General features: G+C 69.8%; 18 protein-coding genes and 1 other RNA gene. 11 read left to right on the top strand and 8 right to left on the bottom strand.

The window, feature by feature from the left end:
* Nucleotides 1–462 (bottom strand): ribonuclease P protein component, encoded by a 462-nt coding sequence (gene rnpA / locus AC5JCN_RS20680; RefSeq protein ID WP_495756975.1) that lies wholly within the window; start codon nucleotides 460–462, stop codon nucleotides 1–3.
* A 37-nt stretch (nucleotides 463–499) separates the two neighbouring features.
* Entirely contained in the window at nucleotides 500–634 is a 135-nt protein-coding gene (rpmH, locus tag AC5JCN_RS20675) for a 50S ribosomal protein L34 (protein WP_495756974.1), read from the bottom strand.
* A 259-nt stretch (nucleotides 635–893) separates the two neighbouring features.
* Here rpmH and AC5JCN_RS20670 point away from each other — a divergent pair, with 259 nt between their 5' ends.
* The 4 genes from AC5JCN_RS20670 to AC5JCN_RS20655 all read left to right on the top strand — a co-directional run bounded on the left by AC5JCN_RS20670 (nucleotide 894) and on the right by AC5JCN_RS20655 (nucleotide 5548).
* Nucleotides 894–1700: a VTT domain-containing protein gene (locus AC5JCN_RS20670; protein WP_495756973.1), complete on the top strand. Its 807-nt coding sequence runs from the start codon at nucleotides 894–896 to the stop codon at nucleotides 1698–1700.
* Nucleotides 1701–1735: 35 nt separating this feature from the next.
* A complete protein-coding gene (locus AC5JCN_RS20665; RefSeq protein ID WP_495756972.1) occupies nucleotides 1736–3175 on the top strand; it encodes a dihydrolipoyl dehydrogenase family protein in 1440 nt (479 codons plus the stop codon).
* A gap of 22 nt (nucleotides 3176–3197) precedes the next feature.
* Nucleotides 3198–4733: a sensor histidine kinase gene (locus tag AC5JCN_RS20660; protein ID WP_495756971.1), complete on the top strand. Its 1536-nt coding sequence runs from the start codon at nucleotides 3198–3200 to the stop codon at nucleotides 4731–4733.
* Nucleotides 4734–4804: 71 nt separating this feature from the next.
* Entirely contained in the window at nucleotides 4805–5548 is a 744-nt protein-coding gene (locus tag AC5JCN_RS20655) for a pyrimidine 5'-nucleotidase (RefSeq protein ID WP_495756970.1), read from the top strand.
* A 5-nt stretch (nucleotides 5549–5553) separates the two neighbouring features.
* Here the strand turns inward: AC5JCN_RS20655 and AC5JCN_RS20650 are convergent, their stop codons facing one another.
* Both AC5JCN_RS20650 and AC5JCN_RS20645 read right to left on the bottom strand, forming a co-directional pair.
* Nucleotides 5554–5973 (bottom strand): DUF805 domain-containing protein, encoded by a 420-nt coding sequence (locus AC5JCN_RS20650; RefSeq protein ID WP_495756969.1) that lies wholly within the window; start codon nucleotides 5971–5973, stop codon nucleotides 5554–5556.
* Between the two features lie 117 nt (nucleotides 5974–6090).
* Nucleotides 6091–7425, bottom strand: coding sequence for an 8-oxoguanine deaminase (locus AC5JCN_RS20645; protein ID WP_495756968.1), 1335 nt, complete (start codon nucleotides 7423–7425; stop codon nucleotides 6091–6093).
* A 134-nt stretch (nucleotides 7426–7559) separates the two neighbouring features.
* Between AC5JCN_RS20645 and dapD the strand changes: the two genes are divergently transcribed.
* Genes dapD through dapE form a run of 4 tightly spaced genes read left to right on the top strand, consistent with a single transcriptional unit; the run spans nucleotide 7560 to nucleotide 10041 of the window.
* A complete protein-coding gene (gene dapD, locus AC5JCN_RS20640) occupies nucleotides 7560–8405 on the top strand; it encodes a 2,3,4,5-tetrahydropyridine-2,6-dicarboxylate N-succinyltransferase (RefSeq protein ID WP_495756967.1) in 846 nt (281 codons plus the stop codon).
* Nucleotides 8406–8456: 51 nt separating this feature from the next.
* Nucleotides 8457–8684, top strand: a complete 228-nt coding sequence (locus tag AC5JCN_RS20635; RefSeq protein ID WP_495756966.1) for a DUF1902 domain-containing protein — start codon at nucleotides 8457–8459, stop codon at nucleotides 8682–8684.
* Nucleotides 8684–8878, top strand: coding sequence for a type II toxin-antitoxin system HicA family toxin (locus AC5JCN_RS20630; RefSeq protein ID WP_495756965.1), 195 nt, complete (start codon nucleotides 8684–8686; stop codon nucleotides 8876–8878). The genes AC5JCN_RS20635 and AC5JCN_RS20630 overlap by 1 nt, the downstream gene beginning before the upstream one ends.
* Complete coding sequence (gene dapE, locus AC5JCN_RS20625) at nucleotides 8878–10041, top strand: succinyl-diaminopimelate desuccinylase (protein WP_495756964.1); 1164 nt, start codon at nucleotides 8878–8880, stop codon at nucleotides 10039–10041. The genes AC5JCN_RS20630 and dapE overlap by 1 nt, the downstream gene beginning before the upstream one ends.
* Before the next feature lie 66 nt (nucleotides 10042–10107).
* On the opposite strand, the gene recR is transcribed toward dapE, so the two are convergent.
* The 4 genes from recR to ffs form a co-directional block, all read right to left on the bottom strand.
* On the bottom strand, nucleotides 10108–10710 hold the full coding sequence (gene recR / locus AC5JCN_RS20620) for a recombination mediator RecR (RefSeq protein ID WP_495756963.1): 603 nt from the start codon (nucleotides 10708–10710) through the stop codon (nucleotides 10108–10110).
* Nucleotides 10711–10716: 6 nt separating this feature from the next.
* Nucleotides 10717–11037: a YbaB/EbfC family nucleoid-associated protein gene (locus AC5JCN_RS20615; protein ID WP_495756962.1), complete on the bottom strand. Its 321-nt coding sequence runs from the start codon at nucleotides 11035–11037 to the stop codon at nucleotides 10717–10719.
* A gap of 27 nt (nucleotides 11038–11064) precedes the next feature.
* Nucleotides 11065–12903: a DNA polymerase III subunit gamma/tau gene (locus AC5JCN_RS20610; RefSeq protein WP_495756961.1), complete on the bottom strand. Its 1839-nt coding sequence runs from the start codon at nucleotides 12901–12903 to the stop codon at nucleotides 11065–11067.
* A 53-nt stretch (nucleotides 12904–12956) separates the two neighbouring features.
* Nucleotides 12957–13053, bottom strand: an RNA gene (gene ffs / locus AC5JCN_RS20605) — signal recognition particle sRNA small type.
* A gap of 131 nt (nucleotides 13054–13184) precedes the next feature.
* On the opposite strand from ffs, the gene treY reads away from it, so the two are divergent.
* The 3 genes from treY to AC5JCN_RS20590 all read left to right on the top strand — a co-directional run bounded on the left by treY (nucleotide 13185) and on the right by AC5JCN_RS20590 (nucleotide 20378).
* Nucleotides 13185–15944, top strand: a complete 2760-nt coding sequence (gene treY / locus AC5JCN_RS20600) for a malto-oligosyltrehalose synthase (protein ID WP_495756960.1) — start codon at nucleotides 13185–13187, stop codon at nucleotides 15942–15944.
* A gap of 42 nt (nucleotides 15945–15986) precedes the next feature.
* A complete protein-coding gene (gene glgB, locus AC5JCN_RS20595) occupies nucleotides 15987–18221 on the top strand; it encodes a 1,4-alpha-glucan branching protein GlgB (protein ID WP_495756959.1) in 2235 nt (744 codons plus the stop codon).
* Between the two features lie 111 nt (nucleotides 18222–18332).
* Nucleotides 18333–20378: an AI-2E family transporter gene (locus tag AC5JCN_RS20590; RefSeq protein WP_495756958.1), complete on the top strand. Its 2046-nt coding sequence runs from the start codon at nucleotides 18333–18335 to the stop codon at nucleotides 20376–20378.
* Nucleotides 20379–20413 lie beyond the last annotated feature (35 nt).

Below are 20413 nucleotides of genomic sequence, written 5' to 3'. Positions count from 1 at the left end.
TCAGTGGCTCTCCGGGGAGCGGGCCGTGTCGTTGGGCCGCCGGCCCGCCGCGGGCTGGCCGGACCGGTTCCCGGACGGCCGCGCGCTTCGGGGCGCGTGCACGGCGGCGATGCCGTGGCGCAGATCGTCGAGAAGGCTGTCGAAGGGGGCGGCCAGCGCCTCGCGGCGGGCGACGACGACGTAGTCGAAGCGCGCCTCGCCAGCTGCGTCGGCTGGCGTGGCCAGAGACCGCAGGGCCGCGCGCAGCCGCCGCTTCACGCGATTGCGAACGACTGCATTGCCCACCTTCCGGGTGACGGTGATGCCGAAGCGCGCCGCATTGCCGTCGGGCTGGGCTGCGCGCTCCGCCGCCTGCAGGCTCATGCGCGGCGTATGGTGACGCCTTCCCTTCGCGGCGGCGAGGTAGTCAGCGCGCCGCCTCAGTCGTTCTGGCCTGGTGGGAGGGCGCGCTGTCCGGCTCATGGTCGGATGGCCTCCGGCCAGTGCCGGAGGCACAGCCTCACGCCGAGAGACGCTTGCGTCCCCGGGCCCGGCGCGCGGCGATGACCTTGCGGCCGCCGACGGTGGCGATGCGGGCGCGGAAGCCGTGGCGGCGCTTGCGCACCAGCTTGCTCGGTTGATAGGTGCGTTTCACGGACGTCGTCTCCGGTGCGGGCCGCCTCTCCGGGGGGCGGTTTGTTCACAACTCTCACAGGAAACGGCCATTGCGGCGGACGGTCCCACCGGCCCTGTCGTCCCGTGCTGGATGATAGCGCTCGAAAGCTGCGCGGCTTATGGCGGATGGGACCCTGAAAGTCAACGCGGCCCGCTCCCGGTTCACGCTCGGGTGACACGGCCTCGCCAAGCTGAAGCGCACGCGCTACGTGGTGAGCAGGGACAGGAGCCGCAAGAGGATGGAACAGCCGGACGAGCCGACGCGGTCGACAGGCCGCGGGCGGCGCTCGCGGGTCGGCCTGTGGGCCATCATGGCACTGCCGCTCGTCATGGGCCTCGCCGTCTATACGGCCGGACGCTACGTGACGGCCGAGCAGGTCTTCTCGTTCTACGGCGATGTCCGCGAGTTCGTGCGTGCACACCTCCCGATCGCGGTTCTGGCCTACATCGCCGCCTATGGCAGCGCCGTCGCGCTCTCGATTCCGGGATCGGTGTTTCTCACCGCCATCGGCGGACTGCTGTTCGGGGGGGTCCTCGGAGGGTCGTCCGCGCTCGTCGCCGCGACCGCCGGCTCCACGCTGCTCTTCGTCGTGGCGCGCGGAGTTGCGCTCAACCTCGTGCCGCAGGGGCTCAGGGGCCGGTTCGACAGGCTGGTCGAGGCGATGGGCCGCGATACGGGCTGGTACCTGCTGATGGTGCGCTTTGCTCCGGTGATCCCGTTCTGGCTGGTGAACCTCGCCGCAGCCGTGGTCGCTGTGCCGCTGCGCCTCTTCGTCGCGACCACGTTCGCCGGCATGGCCCCGGCCACCTTCGCTTTCGCTTTTGCCGGCGCGGAACTCGACAACATCGTCGCCGAGCGGCACGCGGCGTATCGCGAATGCCGGCAGGCGAGCGCCGCGGCGTGCGGCTTTGACCTCACTTTCGACAAGCTGGCGACGCCGGGGATGTTGACGGCGCTGGGGTGCCTCGCGCTCCTGGCGGGCGTGCCCATCCTCCTTCGCCGGCTCGGAATCATGTCATTCTCCTCCGGCCCCGATCTGCGCTGAGCTCGGGGCGGACGAAGAGGCGCGGCGGAGGAGCGATGGCCGAGACGTTGACACCCGATCTCTGTGTGATCGGGGCTGGTTCGGCGGGCCTTTCGGCGGCCGCGCTTGCCGCGGCCTTCGGCGTGCCCTGCGTCCTGGTCGAACGTGCGCGGATGGGCGGGGAGTGCCTCAATGTCGGGTGCGTGCCTTCCAAGGCGCTGCTCGCGGCGGCCCATGCCGCCCACTCCGCCAGGGAGGCCGGCCGGTTCGGCATCGACGCCGGCCCCGTATCGGTCGATTTCCCGCGCGTGATGGCGCATGTGCGCGACGTCATCGCGTCCATCGCGCCAACCGACTCGCAGGGCCGCTACACCGCGATGGGCGTGCGCGTGCTGCGGGGCGAGGCTGTCTTCACGGGTGCCAGGACGCTCGCGGTGGGAGACACGACCATCAAGGCGCGGCGCTTCGTGCTCGCCTCCGGTTCGCGGCCCCTCATCCCGGACATCGCCGGGCTGGACGGGGTCCCCTACCTGACGAACGAGACGGTGTTCGACCTCGACGCGCTGCCGGCCCACCTCGTCGTGCTCGGCGCGGGCCCGGTGGGCATCGAGCTCGCGCAGGCGTTCCGGCGGCTGGGGTCGCAGGTCACCGTGGTGGGTTCGGGACCGGCGCTGGCGCGCATCGATCCGGAAATCGCGGCACACGCACTCGCGGCACTCCGGGCCGAGGGGGTGACGCTGAATGAAAGGGCGAAGGTGACCGCCGTTCGGGCGGGTGACAGCGGCGGGGTGACCGTCTCCGCCAGCCCGGAGGTCGGGCCCGGCTTCGAGGTCGAGGGCAGCCATCTCCTCGTCGCCACGGGCCGCGTGCCGGCCCTCGACGGGATCGGGCTCGAGGCGGCAGGCATCCGCCACGACCGCACGGGCGTGCTGGTGGACAAGGCGATGCGCACCTCCAACCGCCGTGTCTACGCCATCGGAGACTGCGTCGGCGGCGAGCAATCGCTCCGGTTCACGCATGTCGCGGGAGAACAGGCCGGGCTCGCTTTCCGCGCCGCCGTGTTCCGGCTGTCGGGCGCGTTCGATCCCCGGCTGGTGCCCGCTACCGTCTACACCGACCCTGAAATCGCCGTGGTCGGCCTGCAGGAAGACGAGGCACGGCGTCTCCACAAGGCGATAACGGTCCTCCGTTTCCCGCTGAGCGAGAACGACCGCGCGCGTGCCGAACGCTTGACCCGCGGTGAGATCAAGCTCATCTGCACGCAGAAGGGTGCCGTTCTTGGCGCCGCAATTGTCGGTGCTCGGGCCGGGGATTTGATCGTCCCCTGGATCCTCGCGCTGCGGAAAGGCCTGCAGATGTCCGACTTCCGGGACATGGTCATGCCGTACCCCACCTTCTCAGAGGTATCGAAGCGCGCAGCCGTTTCGTTCTACGCGCCTCAGTTGCGCCGTCCCGGCCTGGCGCGGCTCGTTCGCGTCCTGCGGATCTTCGGGTAGCGACGGCAACGGGCCGCTCGCCATGGACGCCAACGATCCGGCGGCAGACCGTGTGCTGAGGGATGCGCCCGAGTCGGGCGCCGGCCCCTCGCGCGCCACGCCCGGTACCGGTCCGTCCAGTGAGCCGCACGCCCCACAGCCCGCGCCGCAGGCGCAGAGGCGCCCGCCGACGGCCGTGCGGTTCGGCCTGTCAGCCCGCCTCCTGACGCTCACCGTGCTTTTTGTGATGCTGGCCGAGGTTCTGATCTACGTCCCCTCGATCGCCAATTTCAGGCTTCGCTTCCTGCAGGACAGGCTCGCATCGGCGCGGCTGGCGGCGCTGGTGCTGGACGCGGCGCCAGCCGGCGCCGTGCCTCCGGAACTGGAGCGAAGGCTCGTCTCGCAGGTCGGCGCGCTCACGGTGGCCATGAAGCAGGGCGGTGCACGCCGGCTGATCGCGGTGACCGACATGCCGCCGGAAGTCCATGCGGAGATCGACCTTCGCAACGTCCGCGAGACCCACCTCGTGGCGGACGCCTTCCAGACCCTTGCCGCCGAGCAGCCGCGCTATCTGCGCGTTGTGGGACCGGGCATGGAGGGTGTCGACTTCGTCGAGATCGTGCTGGACGAGAGCCCGCTGCGCGACGCCATGCTGGACTACTCGGTCAACATCCTCCTGCTGTCGCTGGTCATCTCGGCAATTACGGCAGTCCTGGTCTACGCCACGCTCCACAGGCTCATCGTACAGCCCGTCCGCCGCCTCACGACCAGCATCATGGCGTTCGAGGAGCGTCCCGAAGCGGCCGTGCTGATCCCCGGACGCAAGCGAACGGACGAAATCGGTCTCGCCGAGCGCGCGCTGGGCGCCATGCAGCGCACGCTTGCCGACGAACTGCGCCAGAAGAAACACCTCGCCGACCTCGGGCTCGCGGTGAGCAAGATCAACCACGACCTGCGCAACATGCTGGCCTCGGCGCAGCTCTTCTCCGACAGGCTCTCCTCAATCAGCGACCCCACCGTGCAGCGGTTTGCGCCAAAGCTGATCACGGCACTCGACCGGGCCATCGCCTTCTGCCAGGCGACGCTCGCCTATGGGCGGGCGGCCGAGCCGCCCCCGATGCGCCGGCGCCTGCCGCTCGTACCCGTGGTGGAGGACCTTCGCGACGCGCTCGGCCTGTGGGACGGCGAGGGCGTCGCCCTCATCAATGCCGTTCCGACAGACCTCGAGGTGGACGCCGATCCCGAGCAGCTCTCTCGTGTGCTGGTGAACCTTGGGCGCAACGCCAAACAGGCGCTCTCGCTGCCCGGGGTTGTGGCGCCGGCTGTGACCGTGTCGGCGCGGCGGCGCGGATCGGTGGTGACGATCGACGTGGCCGACAATGGCCCCGGCATCCCGGAGGTGCAGCGCCTGCGGCTCTTCAAGGCGTTCCAGACCTCCGGCCGGGACGGCGGAACGGGCCTCGGCCTGACCATCGCCGCAGAGCTCGTCTCGGCCCATGGCGGGCGCATCACCGTGCTGCCGGGCGAGCCCGGCGCCGTATTCCGCATCGAGATCCCCGACCAGGCACGCCAGGGCTGATCGCCGCGCGCGTTGCACGGTCGACGGCGGAGGCATAGATTGAGCAGTCCCGCTCGCGGGACAGAGGACCGATGACCCGACACACTCCCCCGCCGGCACCCGCCCAGACCGTCGCTCCCGGCCCGTTCGACCACGTCGACACCTGGATCTTCGACCTCGACAACACGCTCTACCCGCACGAAGCGCAGCTCTGGCCGCAGGTGGACGAGCGCATCACGCTGTTCATCGCCGAGTTCTTCGGGCTGGACCTGATGTCCGCCCGCGCCCTGCAGAAGTTCTACTACACGCGCTACGGCACGACGCTGAAGGGGCTGATGGACGAGCATGCCATCGAGCCCGAGGACTTCCTCTCCTTCGCGCACGACATCGACCTGTCGCTCCTCGATCCCGATCCGGCGCTCGGCCTCGCCATCGAGGCACTGCCCGGGCGCAAGCTGATCCTCACCAACGGCTCGCGCCGCCACGCCGAGAACGTGGCGGGGAGGCTGGGCATCCGCGACCATTTCGAGGAGATATTCGACATCGTCGCGGCCGACTTCGTGCCGAAGCCCGAGGCCCGCACCTATGAGCGCTTCCTCGAGGCCCATGCCGTGGATCCGAAGAGCGCGGCCATGTTCGAGGATCTGGCGAAGAACCTCGTCGTGCCGCATGCGCTCGGCATGCAGACCGTGCTGGTGCTGCCCAAGGTGCCCGACCCTTTCCGTGACGCGCACGAGCAGGAGGCTGTCGAAGCCCCCTATATCCGGCACACCACGCGCGACCTGACCGGCTTTCTGCGCGAGCTGCTGCCGGCGGCGGAGACGCCGCAGCCCTGAGGGGCTCAGCCCCTGGCGGGATCGTCGCCGTAGGTGTTCGGCCCCTCGGTGCCGCGGAACAAGCCGAGCTCGACGAGACACCACAGGCCGATGATGCCTGCGACCACGCTGCAGAACGTGGCGAGGGCGGGCTTGTGGGCAGCCTCGCCCATGGCCTGCAGGACGGCCGGAGCGCCCCAGAACAGCCAGAGCCAGTGCCCGGACATCTCGCGGTCGTGCAGGCGGCGCACATGCAGGCCGAGCGAGACGAACAGGTAGAGCAGCAGCGCTATGCCCGTCAGGAACAGGCCGAGCCGGCCGAGGAGCGCCATCGTGCCCACGGCGATGATGGCCAGCACCACCGGACCCACCAGCGCCATCAGCCAGTAGTCGAGCCTGCGGGCGCGCCCCTGGAACGAGACATTGTCGAGAACAAAGCCGAGCATCCGCGCGGTCCCCGGGGGAAGGTCCGCCCAGCGTCCCACGGCGCGTTAAATCCAGAGTTGAAGGATACAGTTTGCCGGGTCTGAACCGGTTCACTCCAATCCGAGCGAACGGCCGCCTCAGGCGAAGCGTCGTGCCGCCTCGCCGTGCAGCCTGCGAAGCCCGGCAATGTCGAGGCCGACCGGGATTCCATCCAGGACGCGCCAGTGCCCGGCCACCATCACCCTGTCGGCCCGGTGCGCACCGCACAGGACGAGCGTGGCCAGCGGGTCTTGCCCGCCGGAGAAGCGCAACTCGTCAAGCGTGAAGAGCGCGAGATCGGCCTGCATCCCGGGCGCAATGCGGCCGATGTCGGAGCGGCCGAGACAGCGCGCGGAGCCCTCCGTCGCCCAGCGCAGGGCGTCGCGATGGCTCACCGCAGCGGCCGAGAAATAGTGGAGCCGGTTGGTCATCACGGCGTGCCGCACGCCTTCCATCAGGTTGGAGCTGTCGTTCGACGCCGAGCCGTCGACCCCCAGCCCGACGGGAGCGCCGGCCGCCTCGAGCTCCCGCGTCCGGCAGAATCCGGAGGCGAGCACGGCGTTGGAGGTGGGGCAGTGGCAGACGCCGACGCCGGCCCGGCCCAGCGTCTCGCAATCCTCGCAGGTGAAGTGGACCCCATGCGCCAGCCATGTGCGGGGCCCGAGCCAGCCCACCTGCTCCAGCAACTCGAGGGGCCGGCAGCCATAGAACTCGGCGCAGTAGGCGTCCTCGTCCCGCGTCTCGGCCAGATGAGTATGCAGCCGGCAATCCCAGCGCTCGGCCAGGGCCGCGCTCTCGCGCATCAGCCGGGGCGTGACGGAGAAGGGAGAGCAGGGCGCCAGCGCCACCTGCGTCATCGAGCCTGCCGAGCGGTCGTGGAAGAGCGACAGCACCCGCTCGCAATCGGCCAGGATGGTGTCCTCGTCCTGGACGACGCTGTCGGGCGGCAGGCCGCCATCCTTCTGCGACAGGTTCATCGAGCCGCGCGTGACGGTGAGGCGGATGCCGAGGCTGCGCGCCTCCTCGACCTCGATGTCCACCGCCTGCTCCAGCCCGGCGGGGTAGAGGTAGTGGTGGTCCGACGCGGTGGTGCAGCCCGACATCAGGAGCTCGGCCATGGCGACGCGCGCGGCCAGGCGCAGGCCCTCCGGTGTCAACCGCGCCCAGACGGGATAAAGCGCCTGCAGCCAGGGGAAGAGCTCCTTGTCGATGGCGGAGGGATGGGCGCGCGTCAGCGTCTGGTAGAAGTGGTGGTGCGTGTTGATCAGCCCGGGCAGCACGACGTGGCGCGAGGCGTCGAAGGTCTCGTCGACCGGAGCCGCCGGGGCACCGCCGGAGGGGACCAGCTCGGCGATCCCGCCATCCTCGACGACGAGGCCGCCGGCCGCTCCGTCGGCGAGAATGGCGAGGGGCGCCTTGATGAAGATGCGCATGGCCTGCTCCGGGTGATGCTCCCGTCTCGCAGAGGCCCGGCCGGGGCGCAAGCGCAGCCTTGCCGGATGACATGCGGGACGGCGCTTGCTAGAGGACGCCCCACCTCATGTCCCCCTGCCGAGAGATGGCCGCCATGCAGCACACGGAAATCGCCGGGATCGTCGACGCCGCCTGGGAGAAGCGCACCGAGATCGGCGCCTCTACAGGAGGCGAGGTGCGCGACGCGGTCACCCGCGCGCTGCAGCTCCTGGACTCCGGCGAGGCCCGTGTCGCCGAGAAGCAGGCCGACGGCTCCTGGGCGACGCATCAATGGCTGAAGAAGGCGGTGCTGCTCTCCTTCCGCCTCAACGACAACCGCATCATCGGCAACGGCCCGGGCGGCGCCGCGTGGTGGGACAAGGTGCCCTCCAAGTTCGACGGCTGGGACGCGGCCGAATTCGGCAAGGCCGGGTTCCGGGCGGTGCCGAACTGCACCGTGCGCCGCGGGGCGTTCATCGCGCCGGGCGTGGTGCTGATGCCCTCCTTCGTCAACATCGGTGCCTATGTCGACAGCGGCACGATGGTGGACACCTGGGCGACCGTGGGCTCGTGCGCCCAGATCGGCAAGAACGTGCACCTGTCCGGCGGCGTCGGGATCGGCGGCGTGCTGGAGCCGCTGCAGGCGGGCCCGACCATCATCGAGGACAACTGCTTCATCGGCGCACGGTCGGAGGTGGTGGAAGGCGTCGTCGTCGGCGAGGGCTCGGTGATTTCGATGGGCGTGTTCATCGGAGCCTCCACCAAGATCGTCGACAGGACCACCGGCGAGGTGCACATGGGCAGGGTGCCGCCTTATTCGGTGGTGGTATCCGGCAGCCTGCCGGGCAAGCCCTTCCCGAACGGTGAGCCCGGCCCGTCGCTCTACTGCGCCGTCATCGTCAAGCGCGTCGACGAGAAGACACGCTCGAAGACCAGCATCAACGAGCTTTTGCGGGATTGAGGCCACGCTGGCGCGTTGACAGCCGGGCGGACCCGGGCGGAGACTGCGCGGATGGCGGTGCACATTCCGATCGAAGCCAGATGGCTGGATGACGACAAGGTCTGGCTGGCCACGAGTGCCGCATGGCCCGGCCTCGTCGTCGAAGCCGGAGAATGGAGTGGACTCCTGGAAGAGATCGAGTTGGTCTTGCCCGACTTTCTCGAAATCCAGGGAATTGATCCTCGTGGTGCAACTTTCACGGTCAAAGCCGAGGAAAGCCTCACGTTGTCGCCCGCTTAATGGCCGAATATTATCGGCAACTCGCGACCCTGTTGCGAAGTGCCGGTTGGCAGCTCCGGCGTTCCGGGAAAGGAAGCCATGAGAGCTGGTGGCACCCGCAAACCGGTGCATCCGTGACCGTGCCTCGCACCAGCAAGTCGCGGCATACGATGAATGAAGTCCTGAAGCAGGCAGGCTTGCCAAAGGCGTTTTGATGTTCAACCCCGCCGATCCCGTCGCGCTCACACAGGCGCTCGTGCGCTGCCCCTCGGTGACACCGGAGGAGGGCGGGGCGCTGGCGCTGCTCGCGGACATGCTGCAGGCGGCGGGGTTTGCGGTCGAGCGGCCGGTGTTCTCAGCGCCGGGCACGCCCGACATCGTCAACCTCTACGCCCGCATCGGCGAGGGCTCGCCCTGCCTCGTCTTCGCCGGGCATACCGACGTGGTGCCCCCGGGCGACGAGGCGCGCTGGAACCGTCCGCCCTTCTCCGGCGACGTCGTGGACGGATTGCTGTTCGGCCGGGGCGCGGCGGACATGAAGGGCGGCGTCGCCGCCTCCGTATCAGCCGCGCTGCGGCATGTCACTCGCAGCGGCGTGCCGAAGGGCTCCATCGCCTTCCTGATCACCGGCGACGAGGAGGGCCCTGCCGTCAACGGCACGGTGAAGCTCCTGGAGTGGGCGAAGGCGCGCGGCGAGCGCTTCGACCATTGCGTGCTGGGCGAGCCCACCAATCCCGACGCGCTGGGCGACATGATCAAGATCGGCCGGCGCGGCTCGCTGTCGGGCCGCATCGCGATCGAGGGTAAGCAGGGGCACGTCGCCTATCCGCATCTCGCGGCCAACCCGGTCCGGGCGCTGGCGCCGCTTCTCGCCGCCCTGCTTGACGAACCGCTCGACGGCGGCAACGCCCATTTCGACCGATCCAACCTCGAGGTGACCACGGTCGACACCGGCAACCCGGCCGACAACGTCATTCCCGGCACGGTTCGCGCCGCGTTCAACGTCCGCTTCAACGACTTCTGGACCCCGGAGACACTGGCGGCCGAGATCCGTCGCCGGATCTCGCACGTGCAACTGCCGGGCGTGAGCGTCTCGGTGGAGTTCAAGCCGAGCAATGCCACCGCCTTTGTCACCGAACCCGGGCCCTTCGTGGGAATGGTCTCCGCCGCTGTCGCCGCCGTGACCGGCCGCACTCCGGCCCTTTCGACGACGGGCGGCACCTCGGACGCGCGCTTCATCAAGGACCACTGCCCCGTCGTCGAGTTCGGCCTCGTCGGCAAGACGATGCACGCCGTCGACGAACACGTCGCCGTCGCCGACATCGAAGCCCTCACCCGCATCTACGAGGGCGTGCTGGAGCGCTACTTCGCGGAATAGAGACCTGCACCCGCCTCTGGGGTCGCCTCGCCGCTGTGCTCCGGCCATGCCGGAAGCAGGTCGCGCCTACAGGCTCGTCCTTTGCCGGAGAGCGGCTGCGAGGGTGCCTTCGTCGAGGTAGTCGAGTTCGCCGCCGACCGGGACGCCATGCGCGAGGCGGGTGACCTTGACGCCATGCGGCGCCAGGAGGTCGGTGACGTAGTGGGCCGTGGTCTGGCCTTCCACCGTGGCGTTCAACGCCAGGATGACCTCGTGGACCTTCCCCTCGGCGACGCGTGCGACGAGGCGGTCGAGACTGAGGTCGCCGGGGCCGATTCCGTCCAGGGCGGAGAGCGTGCCGCCCAGCACGTGGTACTGCGCTGTCACGGCCTCGGCACGCTCCAGCGCCCAGAGGTCGGCGACGTCCTCCACGACCACGAGGATCGACTGGTCGCGGCGCGGGTCCCGGCAGACCGTGCAGGGATCAATCGTGTCGACATTCCCGCAGGTGCTGCAGACGACAATGCGCTCATTGGCCACGCGCATGGCATCGGCCAGCGGGCCGAGTAGCTGCTCGCGCTTCTTGACGAGATGCAGCGCGGCCCGCCGCGCCGAGCGTGGCCCGAGGCCGGGCAGGCGCGCCAGCAGCTGGATCAGCCGCTCGATCTCGGGTCCGGTGACGGAGGCCATCGCGCCTCAGAACAGCTTCATGCCGGGCGGGATGGGAAGGCCCGCGGTGAGCGCCTGCATCTTGTCGGCGGCCGTCTTCTCGGCGCGGGCGCGGGCGTCGTTGACGGCGGCGACGACGAGGTCCTCGACGATCTCCTTCTCGTCGGCCTTCAGCAGGCTCGGGTCGATCGAGACCTGCTTCAGCTGGCCCTTGGCGGTCATCACCACCTTCACCATGCCGGCGCCGGCCTGGCCCTCGACCTCGATCGTCTCGAGCTCGTTCTGGAGCGCAGTCATGTTCGACTGCATCTCCTGGACCTTCTTCATCATGCCCATCAGGTCTTTCATCGAATCCTCCGTCCGCTTCCTCGCGGTTCAGAAATCCTCACCGAGGCCGTCGAGGTCCATCCACGGTTCGGACCCCTCTCCCGGCTCGGCGGCGTCGCTGGCCGCGCCTTGTGCCTCGGCCGGCTGGTTGTCGCGCACGTCGACGATCTCGGCGCCGGGGAAGCGCTCCAGCACGGCGCGCACGACGGGGTCCGAACGCACGCCGGACTTGCGGTCCCGCGCCTCCTCGTCGGCCTTTTCCTTCAGCGTCTGCTGGCCGGCGTCGGACGACAGCGCGACGATCCAGCGCCGGCCCGTCCATTCCGAGACCTTGCGCGAGATGTCGGCCGCAAGCTGGGGCGCCGCGCCCTGCGCCGGGGCGAATTCCATCCGCCCGTCCTCGAAGCGCACCAGCCGCACATCGCGCTCCAGCGCGAGCTTCAGGCCGATGTCGCGCTTCTCAGCGGCCAGCGCCACCAGATCCTCGAAGCGGGCGAGGCGCATGGAGGGCGCGGCGGGGGCCGTCGCCGGCATGGCCGGGGCGCGCTGCGGCTCGGAGCGCGTGGCGACCGCCATCTGCGCGCGGGCTCCGCCGGAACCTCCGCCGCCGCCGCCCGGCGAGGGAGCAGGCCCGCCGCCGGCCGCGGGCGGACCCGAGAGGCTGCGGATCGCCTCGTCAGGGGTCGGCATGTCCGCGGCGTAGGCGAGGCGAACCAGCACCATCTCCGCCGCCATGACCGGCCGCGGCGCGGCCTGCACCTCGGCGATGCCGCGCAGCAGCATCTGCCAGGTGCGCGAGAGGACGCGCATGGGCAGCACGGCGAAGCCCTGGCCCCGCGTGCGCTCGACCTCGGTCACGGTCGACTCGCGCGCCGCCTCGGGAGCAATCTTCAGGCGCGTGACGAAATGCGTGAACTCGGCGAGGTCGGAGAGAATGACCACCGGGTCGGCACCGCTGTCGTACTGGTCACGCAGCTCTGCCAGCGCCCGGGCCACGTCGCCCCGCATCACCGCCTCGAAGAGGTCGATGACGCGGCCGCGGTCGGCGAGGCCGAGCATGGTGCGCACCGTCTCCGCCTCGACGTGCCCGGCACCGTGGGCGATCGCCTGGTCGAGGAGCGACAGCGAGTCGCGGACCGACCCCTCGGCCGCACGCGCGATCAGCGCCAGGGCCTCCGGCTCGACCGACACGCCCTCGCGCTCGCAGATCGAGGCCAGATGGCGGGCGAGGACCGACCCCTCGACGCGGCGCAGGTCGAACCGCTGGCAGCGCGACAGGATGGTGACGGGGACCTTGCGGATCTCTGTCGTGGCGAAGACGAACTTGGCGTGGGACGGCGGCTCCTCCAGCGTCTTCAGGAAGGCGTTGAACGCCTTCTCCGAAAGCATGTGGACCTCGTCGATGATGTAGACCTTGTAGCGGGCGGAGGCCGGGGAGTACCGCACGCCGTCCGTGATCTGCTTCACGTCGTCGATGCCGGTGTGGGAGGCGGCGTCCATCTCCAGCACGTCGACGTGCCGCGATTCCATGATGGCGCGGCAATGCACGCCCTCACCGGGCAGGTCGACCGTGGGGGCGCCGGAGCCGTCGGGCAGGATGTAGTTGAGCCCCCGGGCGAGGATGCGGGCCGTGGTCGTCTTTCCGACGCCGCGCACGCCGGTGAGGATCCAGGCCTGCGGGATGCGGTTGGCCGCGAAGGCATTGCGCAGCGTGCGTACCATCGCGTCCTGGCCGATCAGATCCTCGAAGGTCTGCGGCCGGTACTTGCGGGCGAGCACGCGGTAGGGCTGCGCACTCACGGCCGGCGCAGGGACGGGGCCGAGATCGAACCCGGGGCCGTCCTGTACGGCCGGTGTCGTCGGATCGGACATGCTGTCGTCGCTCATCGGGCCTCGAAGCGGACGGGCCGGGCGACGGCCATCGGGCAGCGTGCCGCGAAGGTGGGAGGCTGGACAGAGACCCGCCCGATCTCGTTAGGGCTGCTTCCTTCCGGACCTGACCCGGTTGGCGAGTGGAACGTCCACCGCCAACCTCCCGCGCCCTATATCGGTGAAACCGACCCCGATTACAAGCGCGGCGCAAGCTCTCTCCGGCCTCGCTGCGGCGCGGCAACGAAACCGCGTTGCAGTGCGTTCTCCCGGCCTGCGCAATGGGCGGGGAGTGGGGCATGGACGGGCTGGACGGGCTTGCGCGGAGCGAGGGCGGCGTGCGCGTGCCACGCGCGACATACCGCTTGCAGTTCCATGCGGGCTTCACCTTCGCCGACGCGGAGGCAGCGTTACCCGCCATTGCCGGGCTCGGGGTCAGCCATGTCTACGCCTCGCCGATCCAGCTGGCGCGGCCGGGCTCCACGCACGGCTATGACGTCGCCGACCCCGCGCGCATCAATCCGGAGCTCGGCGGCGAGGAGGGTTTCCTCAGGTTCTGCGAGGCGCTGCAGCGGCACGGCCTGGGGCTGATCGTCGACATCGTGCCCAACCACATGGGCATCGGTCCGGCCAATCCCTGGTGGATGTCGCTTCTCAGGTATGGGCTGAACTCGCCGCACGCCGCGGCCTTCGACGTTGATGTGGACAGGCCCGGTGCCGACGGCCGGCTCGTGCTGCCGTCGCTTGGCGAGCCCTATGGCGACATGCTGGAGGCAGGCGGGATCAAGCCTGCCTGGGACGATGCGGAGGGGTTCGTCGCGCTGGCGCACGACACGCCCTTCCCGCTCGATCCCGCGACATGGGACACCATTCTCGCCGATGCCGCCGCGCTGTCGCGCGAGGCCGCGCCCGTCCTGCGCAGCCTGGCCGCCGCGTCGGAGGCCCTCCAGAGCGAAGCTGGCGACAACCGGGTCCGCGCCGGCGGCGATCTAGCCCGCTCGGTCGCGAGCGCGATCAGGGAAGAGGCCGGCGTGCGCGCCGCAATCGACGCGGCGCTGGCGGGGCTGGCTGGAAAGCCCGGCCTGCCGGAGAGCTTCGATCGCTGGCACGAACTCCTGGAACGGCAGCCCTGGCGGCTGGCGCATTGGCGCACCGCCGCAACCGACATCAACTACCGCCGCTTCTTCGAGGTGAACGAACTCGCCGGCGTGCGCGTCGAGCGTCCGGAGGTGTTCGAGGCGACGCATGCCATGATCCTCCGCCATGTCAGGGACAGGCGGATCGACGGGCTGCGCATCGACCATGTCGACGGCCTGGCAAACCCCGGCGAATACCTGACGCGCCTGCGCGCAGCGGCCGGACCGGCGGCCTGGATTGTGGTCGAGAAAATTCTCGAGCCGGGCGAGGATCTCCCGGACTGGCCGGTGCAGGGCACGACCGGCTACGACGCCCTGGCCTGGATCGACGGACTCTTCGTCGACCGCAACGCACGTGCGGAACTGGAGGCCCTCCATCGCGATGCCGGAGGCGATCCGGACTTCGCCACGGCCCTGCGCAAGATCCGCCGCGATACGCTCGACAGGGGCTTTGCTGCCGAGCGCGACGCCATCGTCGCCGGCCTGACGACCCTCGCCGCGCGGGACCGGCGCACGCGGGACGTGACCGCCGGCCGGCTGCGCACGGCGCTGGCCGACATCCTCGCCGTCTTCCCGGTTTACCGCACCTACCGGATGGCCGGCCCGCCCACGCCCGCCGACCGGGAGGTGATCACGCACGCGCTGGAGACGGCGGTCGCCACGACGGAGGAAGCCGACCACGCCCCGCACCGCTTCATCGCCTCTCTCCTCCTGGCCGATGCGCCGGACGAGGACACGCAGGCGCTCGTGCGGCGGTTCGAGCAGCTGACGGGTCCGTTGATGGCCAAGAGCCTCGAGGACACGCTGTTCTACCGTTGGACGCCGCTGGTCGCGCTCAACGAGGTGGGCGGCGACCCGGATTCCTTCGGGCTCGACCCCGAGGAGTTCCATCGCCGCATCGCTGCGAGGGCGGAGCGCTGGCCGCACGCGATGGTCGCCAGCGCAACGCACGACACCAAGCGTGGAGAGGATGTGCGGGCCAGGCTTCTGGCACTGTCCGACAGCCCGGACGCGTGGCGGCAGGCGGTCGCAAGCTTCGATGCGTTCTGCCGGGAGCGCGGCCTCGGCGATGCACCGGACGCGCTGGACCGCTCGATCCTGCTGCAGACTATTCTCGGTGCCTGGCCCATGGCGCTCCTGCATGGCGACGACCCGGGGGATTGGCAGGCCTTCCAGGATCGCCTGTCGGAAGCGATGACGAAGTCGCTGCGCGAAGCGAAACGGCATACGGGCTGGCTGCGGCCCGACGAAGCCTACGAGGAGGCGATGAGCCGCCTCGTCGCCGCGGTGGCGTCCGAAGGCTCCGTGCTGACTGATGAGCTCCGCCCCCTCGCCCGCCGCCTTGCCCGGTCCGGAGCCCTCAACGCTTTGGCGCGCACCGGGCTGAAGCTCACTCTGCCCGGCGTGCCCGACATCTATCAGGGCACCGAGTTCTGGGACCTGTCGCTTGTCGACCCCGACAATCGCAGGCCGGTGGATTACGTGGCGCGTCGCGAGGGGCTCTCCGGCGCGCCCCAGTGGCAGGAGCTCTCGGCGTCATGGACCGATGGCCGGGTCAAGCAGCGCCTGACCCGCGTCCTGCTCGCCGAGCGCACAGCGAGCCCGGGGCTCTTCGCCCATGGCGACTATCGCCCGCTGCAAGCTGACGGGTCGCGGGCGGGTCAGGTTCTCGCCTTCGCGCGCCGGCATGGTGGCGAGGAGATCGTCACCGTTGCCGCCTTGCGGGCCGGCACGGTCCCGGATGCAGGCGCAGACACGCTGTCGCCGTCGCCGGAGGCCTGGAGCGGCACGCAGGTGCAGCTTCCCAGCGGCCCATGGCGCGACGTGCTCACGCGGCGAGTTGTTTCAGGGCGCGATGGCCGGCTCACCGCCGCGGACGCCTTTGCGACCTTACCCGTCGCCGTGCTGCGCAAAGACGTATAGCTTTGGCCGAACGGGCGCGTGACGATGCCGGGAGGAAACGGAATGGCGCGGGACGGACGCAAGGGTACGGACGTGCCGGGCTTCTCCGTGAGCCGTGACGATCTGGTCCGGATCCTCGCTGGCGACCACGGTGACCCGTTTGCCATTCTCGGCCCGCATCCCGTCGGCGAAGGCCGCTGGGAGGTCCGGGCGATGCTGCCGGGCGCAGCGGCCGCGGCCGTGGTGCCGTTCGGCGACGCGCCGGAGGTGCCGATGCACCGCCTCGACGAGGCCGGCTTCTTCGTCGCGGCCATGGAAGGCGAGCACCGCCCGCACTACAGGCTGCGCATCGACTGGGGCTACGTCTCGGAGGTGCGGCACGACCCCTACTCCTTCTTCGCAGTGCTCGACGAGGACGACCTCGCCGCGATCCGCGACGTCGGCGGCAACCGGCTCTGGCACGCGCTCGGGGGACAGCCACGCACGCTGGGCGGGGTAGAAGGCTATTCATTCGCGGTCTGGGCGCCGAACGCGCGGCGGGTCTCTATCGTCGGCGACTTCAACGGGTGGGACAGCCGCTGCCATCCCATGCGGCTGCGGCACCAGGCTGGTATCTGGGAGCTGTTCGTCCCCGGTCTGGGGCCGGGCGCCGCCTACAAGTTCGAGATGAAGGACGCGTCGGGCCGCATGCTGCCGCTCAAGGCTGATCCGCTGGCCTTCGCGGCCGAGCATCCGCCGCGCACGGCCTCGGTGCTGGCCCGGGCGCCGGAGCACCGCTGGGCTGACGAGGGCTGGATGCAGGCTCGCGCCGCGCACGATCCGCGGCACACGCCAATGTCGGTCTACGAGTGCCATCTCGGCTCATGGGCGCGTGTGCCGGACGAGGGCGACCGCTTCCTCACCTATCGCGAGCTCGCCGACAGGCTGGTTCCCTATGTGCGCGACATGGGCTTCACCCATATCGAGCTCCTGCCCATCACCGAGTTCCCCTTCGACGGGTCGTGGGGCTACCAGCCGGTGTCGCTCTATGCGCCGACCAGCCGTTTCGGCACGCCGGACGACTTCGCCGCCTTCGTCGACGCCTGCCACGCCGCCGGCCTCGGCCTCATCCTCGACTGGGTCCCGGCGCACTTTCCGAGCGACGCGCACGGGCTGGCCAATTTCGATGGCACGCACCTCTACGAGCACGCCGACCCGCGCCAGGGCTTCCATCCCGACTGGAACACGCTGATCTACAATTTCGGGCGCGAGGAGGTGATGGCCTTCCTCGTCGGCAATGCCCGCTTCTGGCTGGAGCGCTTCCACATCGACGGGCTCAGGGTCGATGCGGTCGCCTCGATGCTCTACCTCGACTATTCCCGCAAGGCCGGCGAGTGGGTGCCCAATCGCTATGGCGGCAACGAGAACCTGGAGGCCATCGCCTTTCTCCGGCGCATGAACGAGACGGCCTACGCCGTGGCACCCGGCGCCATGACCATCGCCGAGGAATCCACCGCGTGGCCCGGCGTGTCACGGCCCGTCTACACGGGCGGGCTGGGCTTCGGCTTCAAGTGGAACATGGGCTGGATGCACGACACGCTCAGCTACATGGGCAAGGACCCGGTCTATCGCGCCCACCACCACCACGACCTGACCTTCGGCCTGCTCTACGCCTGGAGCGAGAACTTCGTCCTGCCGCTCAGCCATGACGAGGTGGTGCATGGCAAGGGCTCGCTGATCCAGCGCATGCCCGGCGATCGCTGGCAGAAGTTCGCCAATCTGCGCGCCTATTTCGGCTTTATGTGGGGGCATCCCGGCAAGAAGCTCATCTTCATGGGTGGCGAGTTCGCGCAGGAACGCGAGTGGAACCACGATGCGAGCCTCGACTGGCACCTGACCGGCGATCCAATGCACCGCGGCGTGCAGGACCTCGTGCGAGACCTCAACCACGTGTACCGCGACACTCCCGCCCTGCACGAGCACGACTGCGAGCCGATCGGCTTCCGCTGGCTGGTGGCCGACGACCGCGACAACTCCGTCATCGCCTGGGCCCGCTTCGGCTCGACGCCGGACAGGGTCGCGCTGGTGGTGTCCAACTTCACGCCCGTGCCGCGCGAAGGCTATCGCTTCGGCGTTCCCGCCGCCGGCTTCTACCGCGAGGCCGTGAACACCGACTCGGAGCGCTATGGCGGATCAAACGTCGGCAACATGGGCGGGGTGACCGCCGAGGCCTCGCCGAGCCATGGCCTGCCCTGGTCGGTAACGCTCACGCTGCCGCCGCTCGCCACGCTGATTCTGGTGCTGGAACCGGTCCGCTGAGCAAAACCGGCCGCAAGGCCGGGAACCAAGCATGATCGTGGCCGTTGTGCCCTCTGCCTGACCTGTGCCCCGCGCCTCCGCCGCGGGCAGGGCAGGAGCGGAGAAGATCTCGTGCCAGCACTGCCACAAACGCGAGGCGTCGAGCCGGCCGCACGCCCCGAAGGGACGACGGTCACCGAACTGCTGCTCCCCGTCCTGCTCATCGCGGCGGTGCTCTACTTCGCGCGCGAAATCCTGGTGCCCCTGGCGCTCGCCATCCTGCTCAGCTTTGTCCTCGCGCCCTTGCTGCGGAAGCTTCAGAAATGGCGCATTCCGCGCGGCATCGCCGTTCCCTTCGTCGTGCTCGTCGCCTTCGCCATCGCCTTCGGGCTCGGCACGCTGGTCGCCACGCAGGTCACCTCGCTCGCATCAGACCTGCCGCGATACCAGTCGACGCTCCGCGAGAAAGTGAAGGACTTGAAGGGCATGACGGCCGGGCAGGGCACCCTGACTCGCGCCGCAGCGGTGCTGCAGTCGCTCGGCCGCGAGATCTCCGGAACCAACGACAAGCGGCAGGACGCCAACCGCCAGCAGGCGCAATCGGGCACCGCGCCGCCCACCGCGACACCGCAGCCCGTGCAGACGCCCGCCGTTCCGCCGGATACCCGGCAGGAAGCAAAGCCTATTCCGGTGGAGGTCCACACGCCGGAAGCCACCGGGCTCGAGACGCTGCGCAGCCTGATGGAACCGCTGATCCATCCGATCGCCACGACCGGGCTGATCATCATCTTCGTGGTGTTCATCCTGCTGCAGCGAGAGGATCTCCGGAACCGGCTGATCCGGCTCGCGGGTTCGCAGGACATCCAGCGCACCACCGCGGCGATGGACGATGCCGCCCACCGGCTGAGCCGCCTCTACCTGACCCAGCTCGCCCTGAACGGCGGGTTCGGCTGCGTCATCGCGCTGGGGCTGTGGCTGATCGGCATCCCCTCCCCCGTGCTGTGGGGCATCATCGCCGCCATCATGCGGTTCATTCCCTATGTCGGCGCGGTGATGGCGGCGGTGTTCCCGCTGGCGCTGGCCATTGCCGTCGATCCCGGCTGGACAATGGTCATCTGGACGGCGCTGCTCTTCATCATCGTCGAGCCGCTCGTCGGGCACGTCATCGAGCCGCTGGTCCAGGGGCATTCGACCGGCCTTTCGCCTGTGGCCATCGTCATCTCGGCGGCGTTCTGGACGTGGCTGTGGGGACCGATCGGCCTTGTGCTGGCCACGCCACTCACCGTGTGCCTGGTTGTGCTTGGCCGGCACGTCGAACGCCTGCAAAGCCTGGACGTGATGCTGGGCGACAGGCCGCCGCTCTCGCCGCAGGAGATCTTCTACCAGCGCATGCTGGCCGGAGACCCGCTGGAGGCGGCCGACCAGGCGGAGGCTCACCTCGTCGACCACACGCTGATCGAATATTACGACGAGATCGGCCTGGGCGGGCTGAGGCTCGCGCTCGCCGATCACAGCCGCAATTCGCTCACCGAGACGCAGCTGGAGAACATCCGCTCGTCCGTGCGCGAGCTGGTGGCTGACCTCTCGCAAGACGAGACGGGCTGGCTCGACCGTCTGCGCGGGCGCGACGCCGACGCGATCGCGGAGGAGGACGGCATCGACATGCGCCTCCTCGTCCGTCCGGATGAACTCGGGCCGGAGTGGCACGCCGACACGCCCGTGCTGTGCATCGCGGGGCGCAGTCCGCTCGACGAAGCCGGTGCGAACATGCTGGCCCACGCCTTCACCGAACACGGCCTCGGCGCGCGGGCCGAGGGGCCGGACGCCCTGTCGAGCGCGAAGCTGTTTCAGCTCGATCCCAAGGGCGTTACTATGGTGTGCCTGTCCTATGTCGACCTGCGCGGCGAGGGCAGCATGCGCTACGCCGTGAAGCGCATCCGGCGCCGGGCGCCGGAGGCGTCCATCATCGTCTGCTACTGGTCGGCTGCCCCGCGCGAAGACATGGAGTCGCTGCGCCGGTCCATCGGCGCGGATGCCGTCGTCACCACCATGGCAGGAACCCTGGCGCTGGCCCGCGATGCCGCCGTGAAGGGAGCCACGCCGCCGGAGGAGACGCCGGAGGCGGACGGGATCGAGGAGGATACGCGGGAGAAGCTGGACGCGCGCGGAGCGGCGTAGCCCGACGGGTCATTTCACACCGGGCGCATTGCGGG

It is taken from the genome of Alsobacter sp. (genome assembly GCF_059501845.1).
Note: the sequence above shows the minus strand (reverse complement) of the source record. Positions and strands in the feature narration are given on the sequence as shown.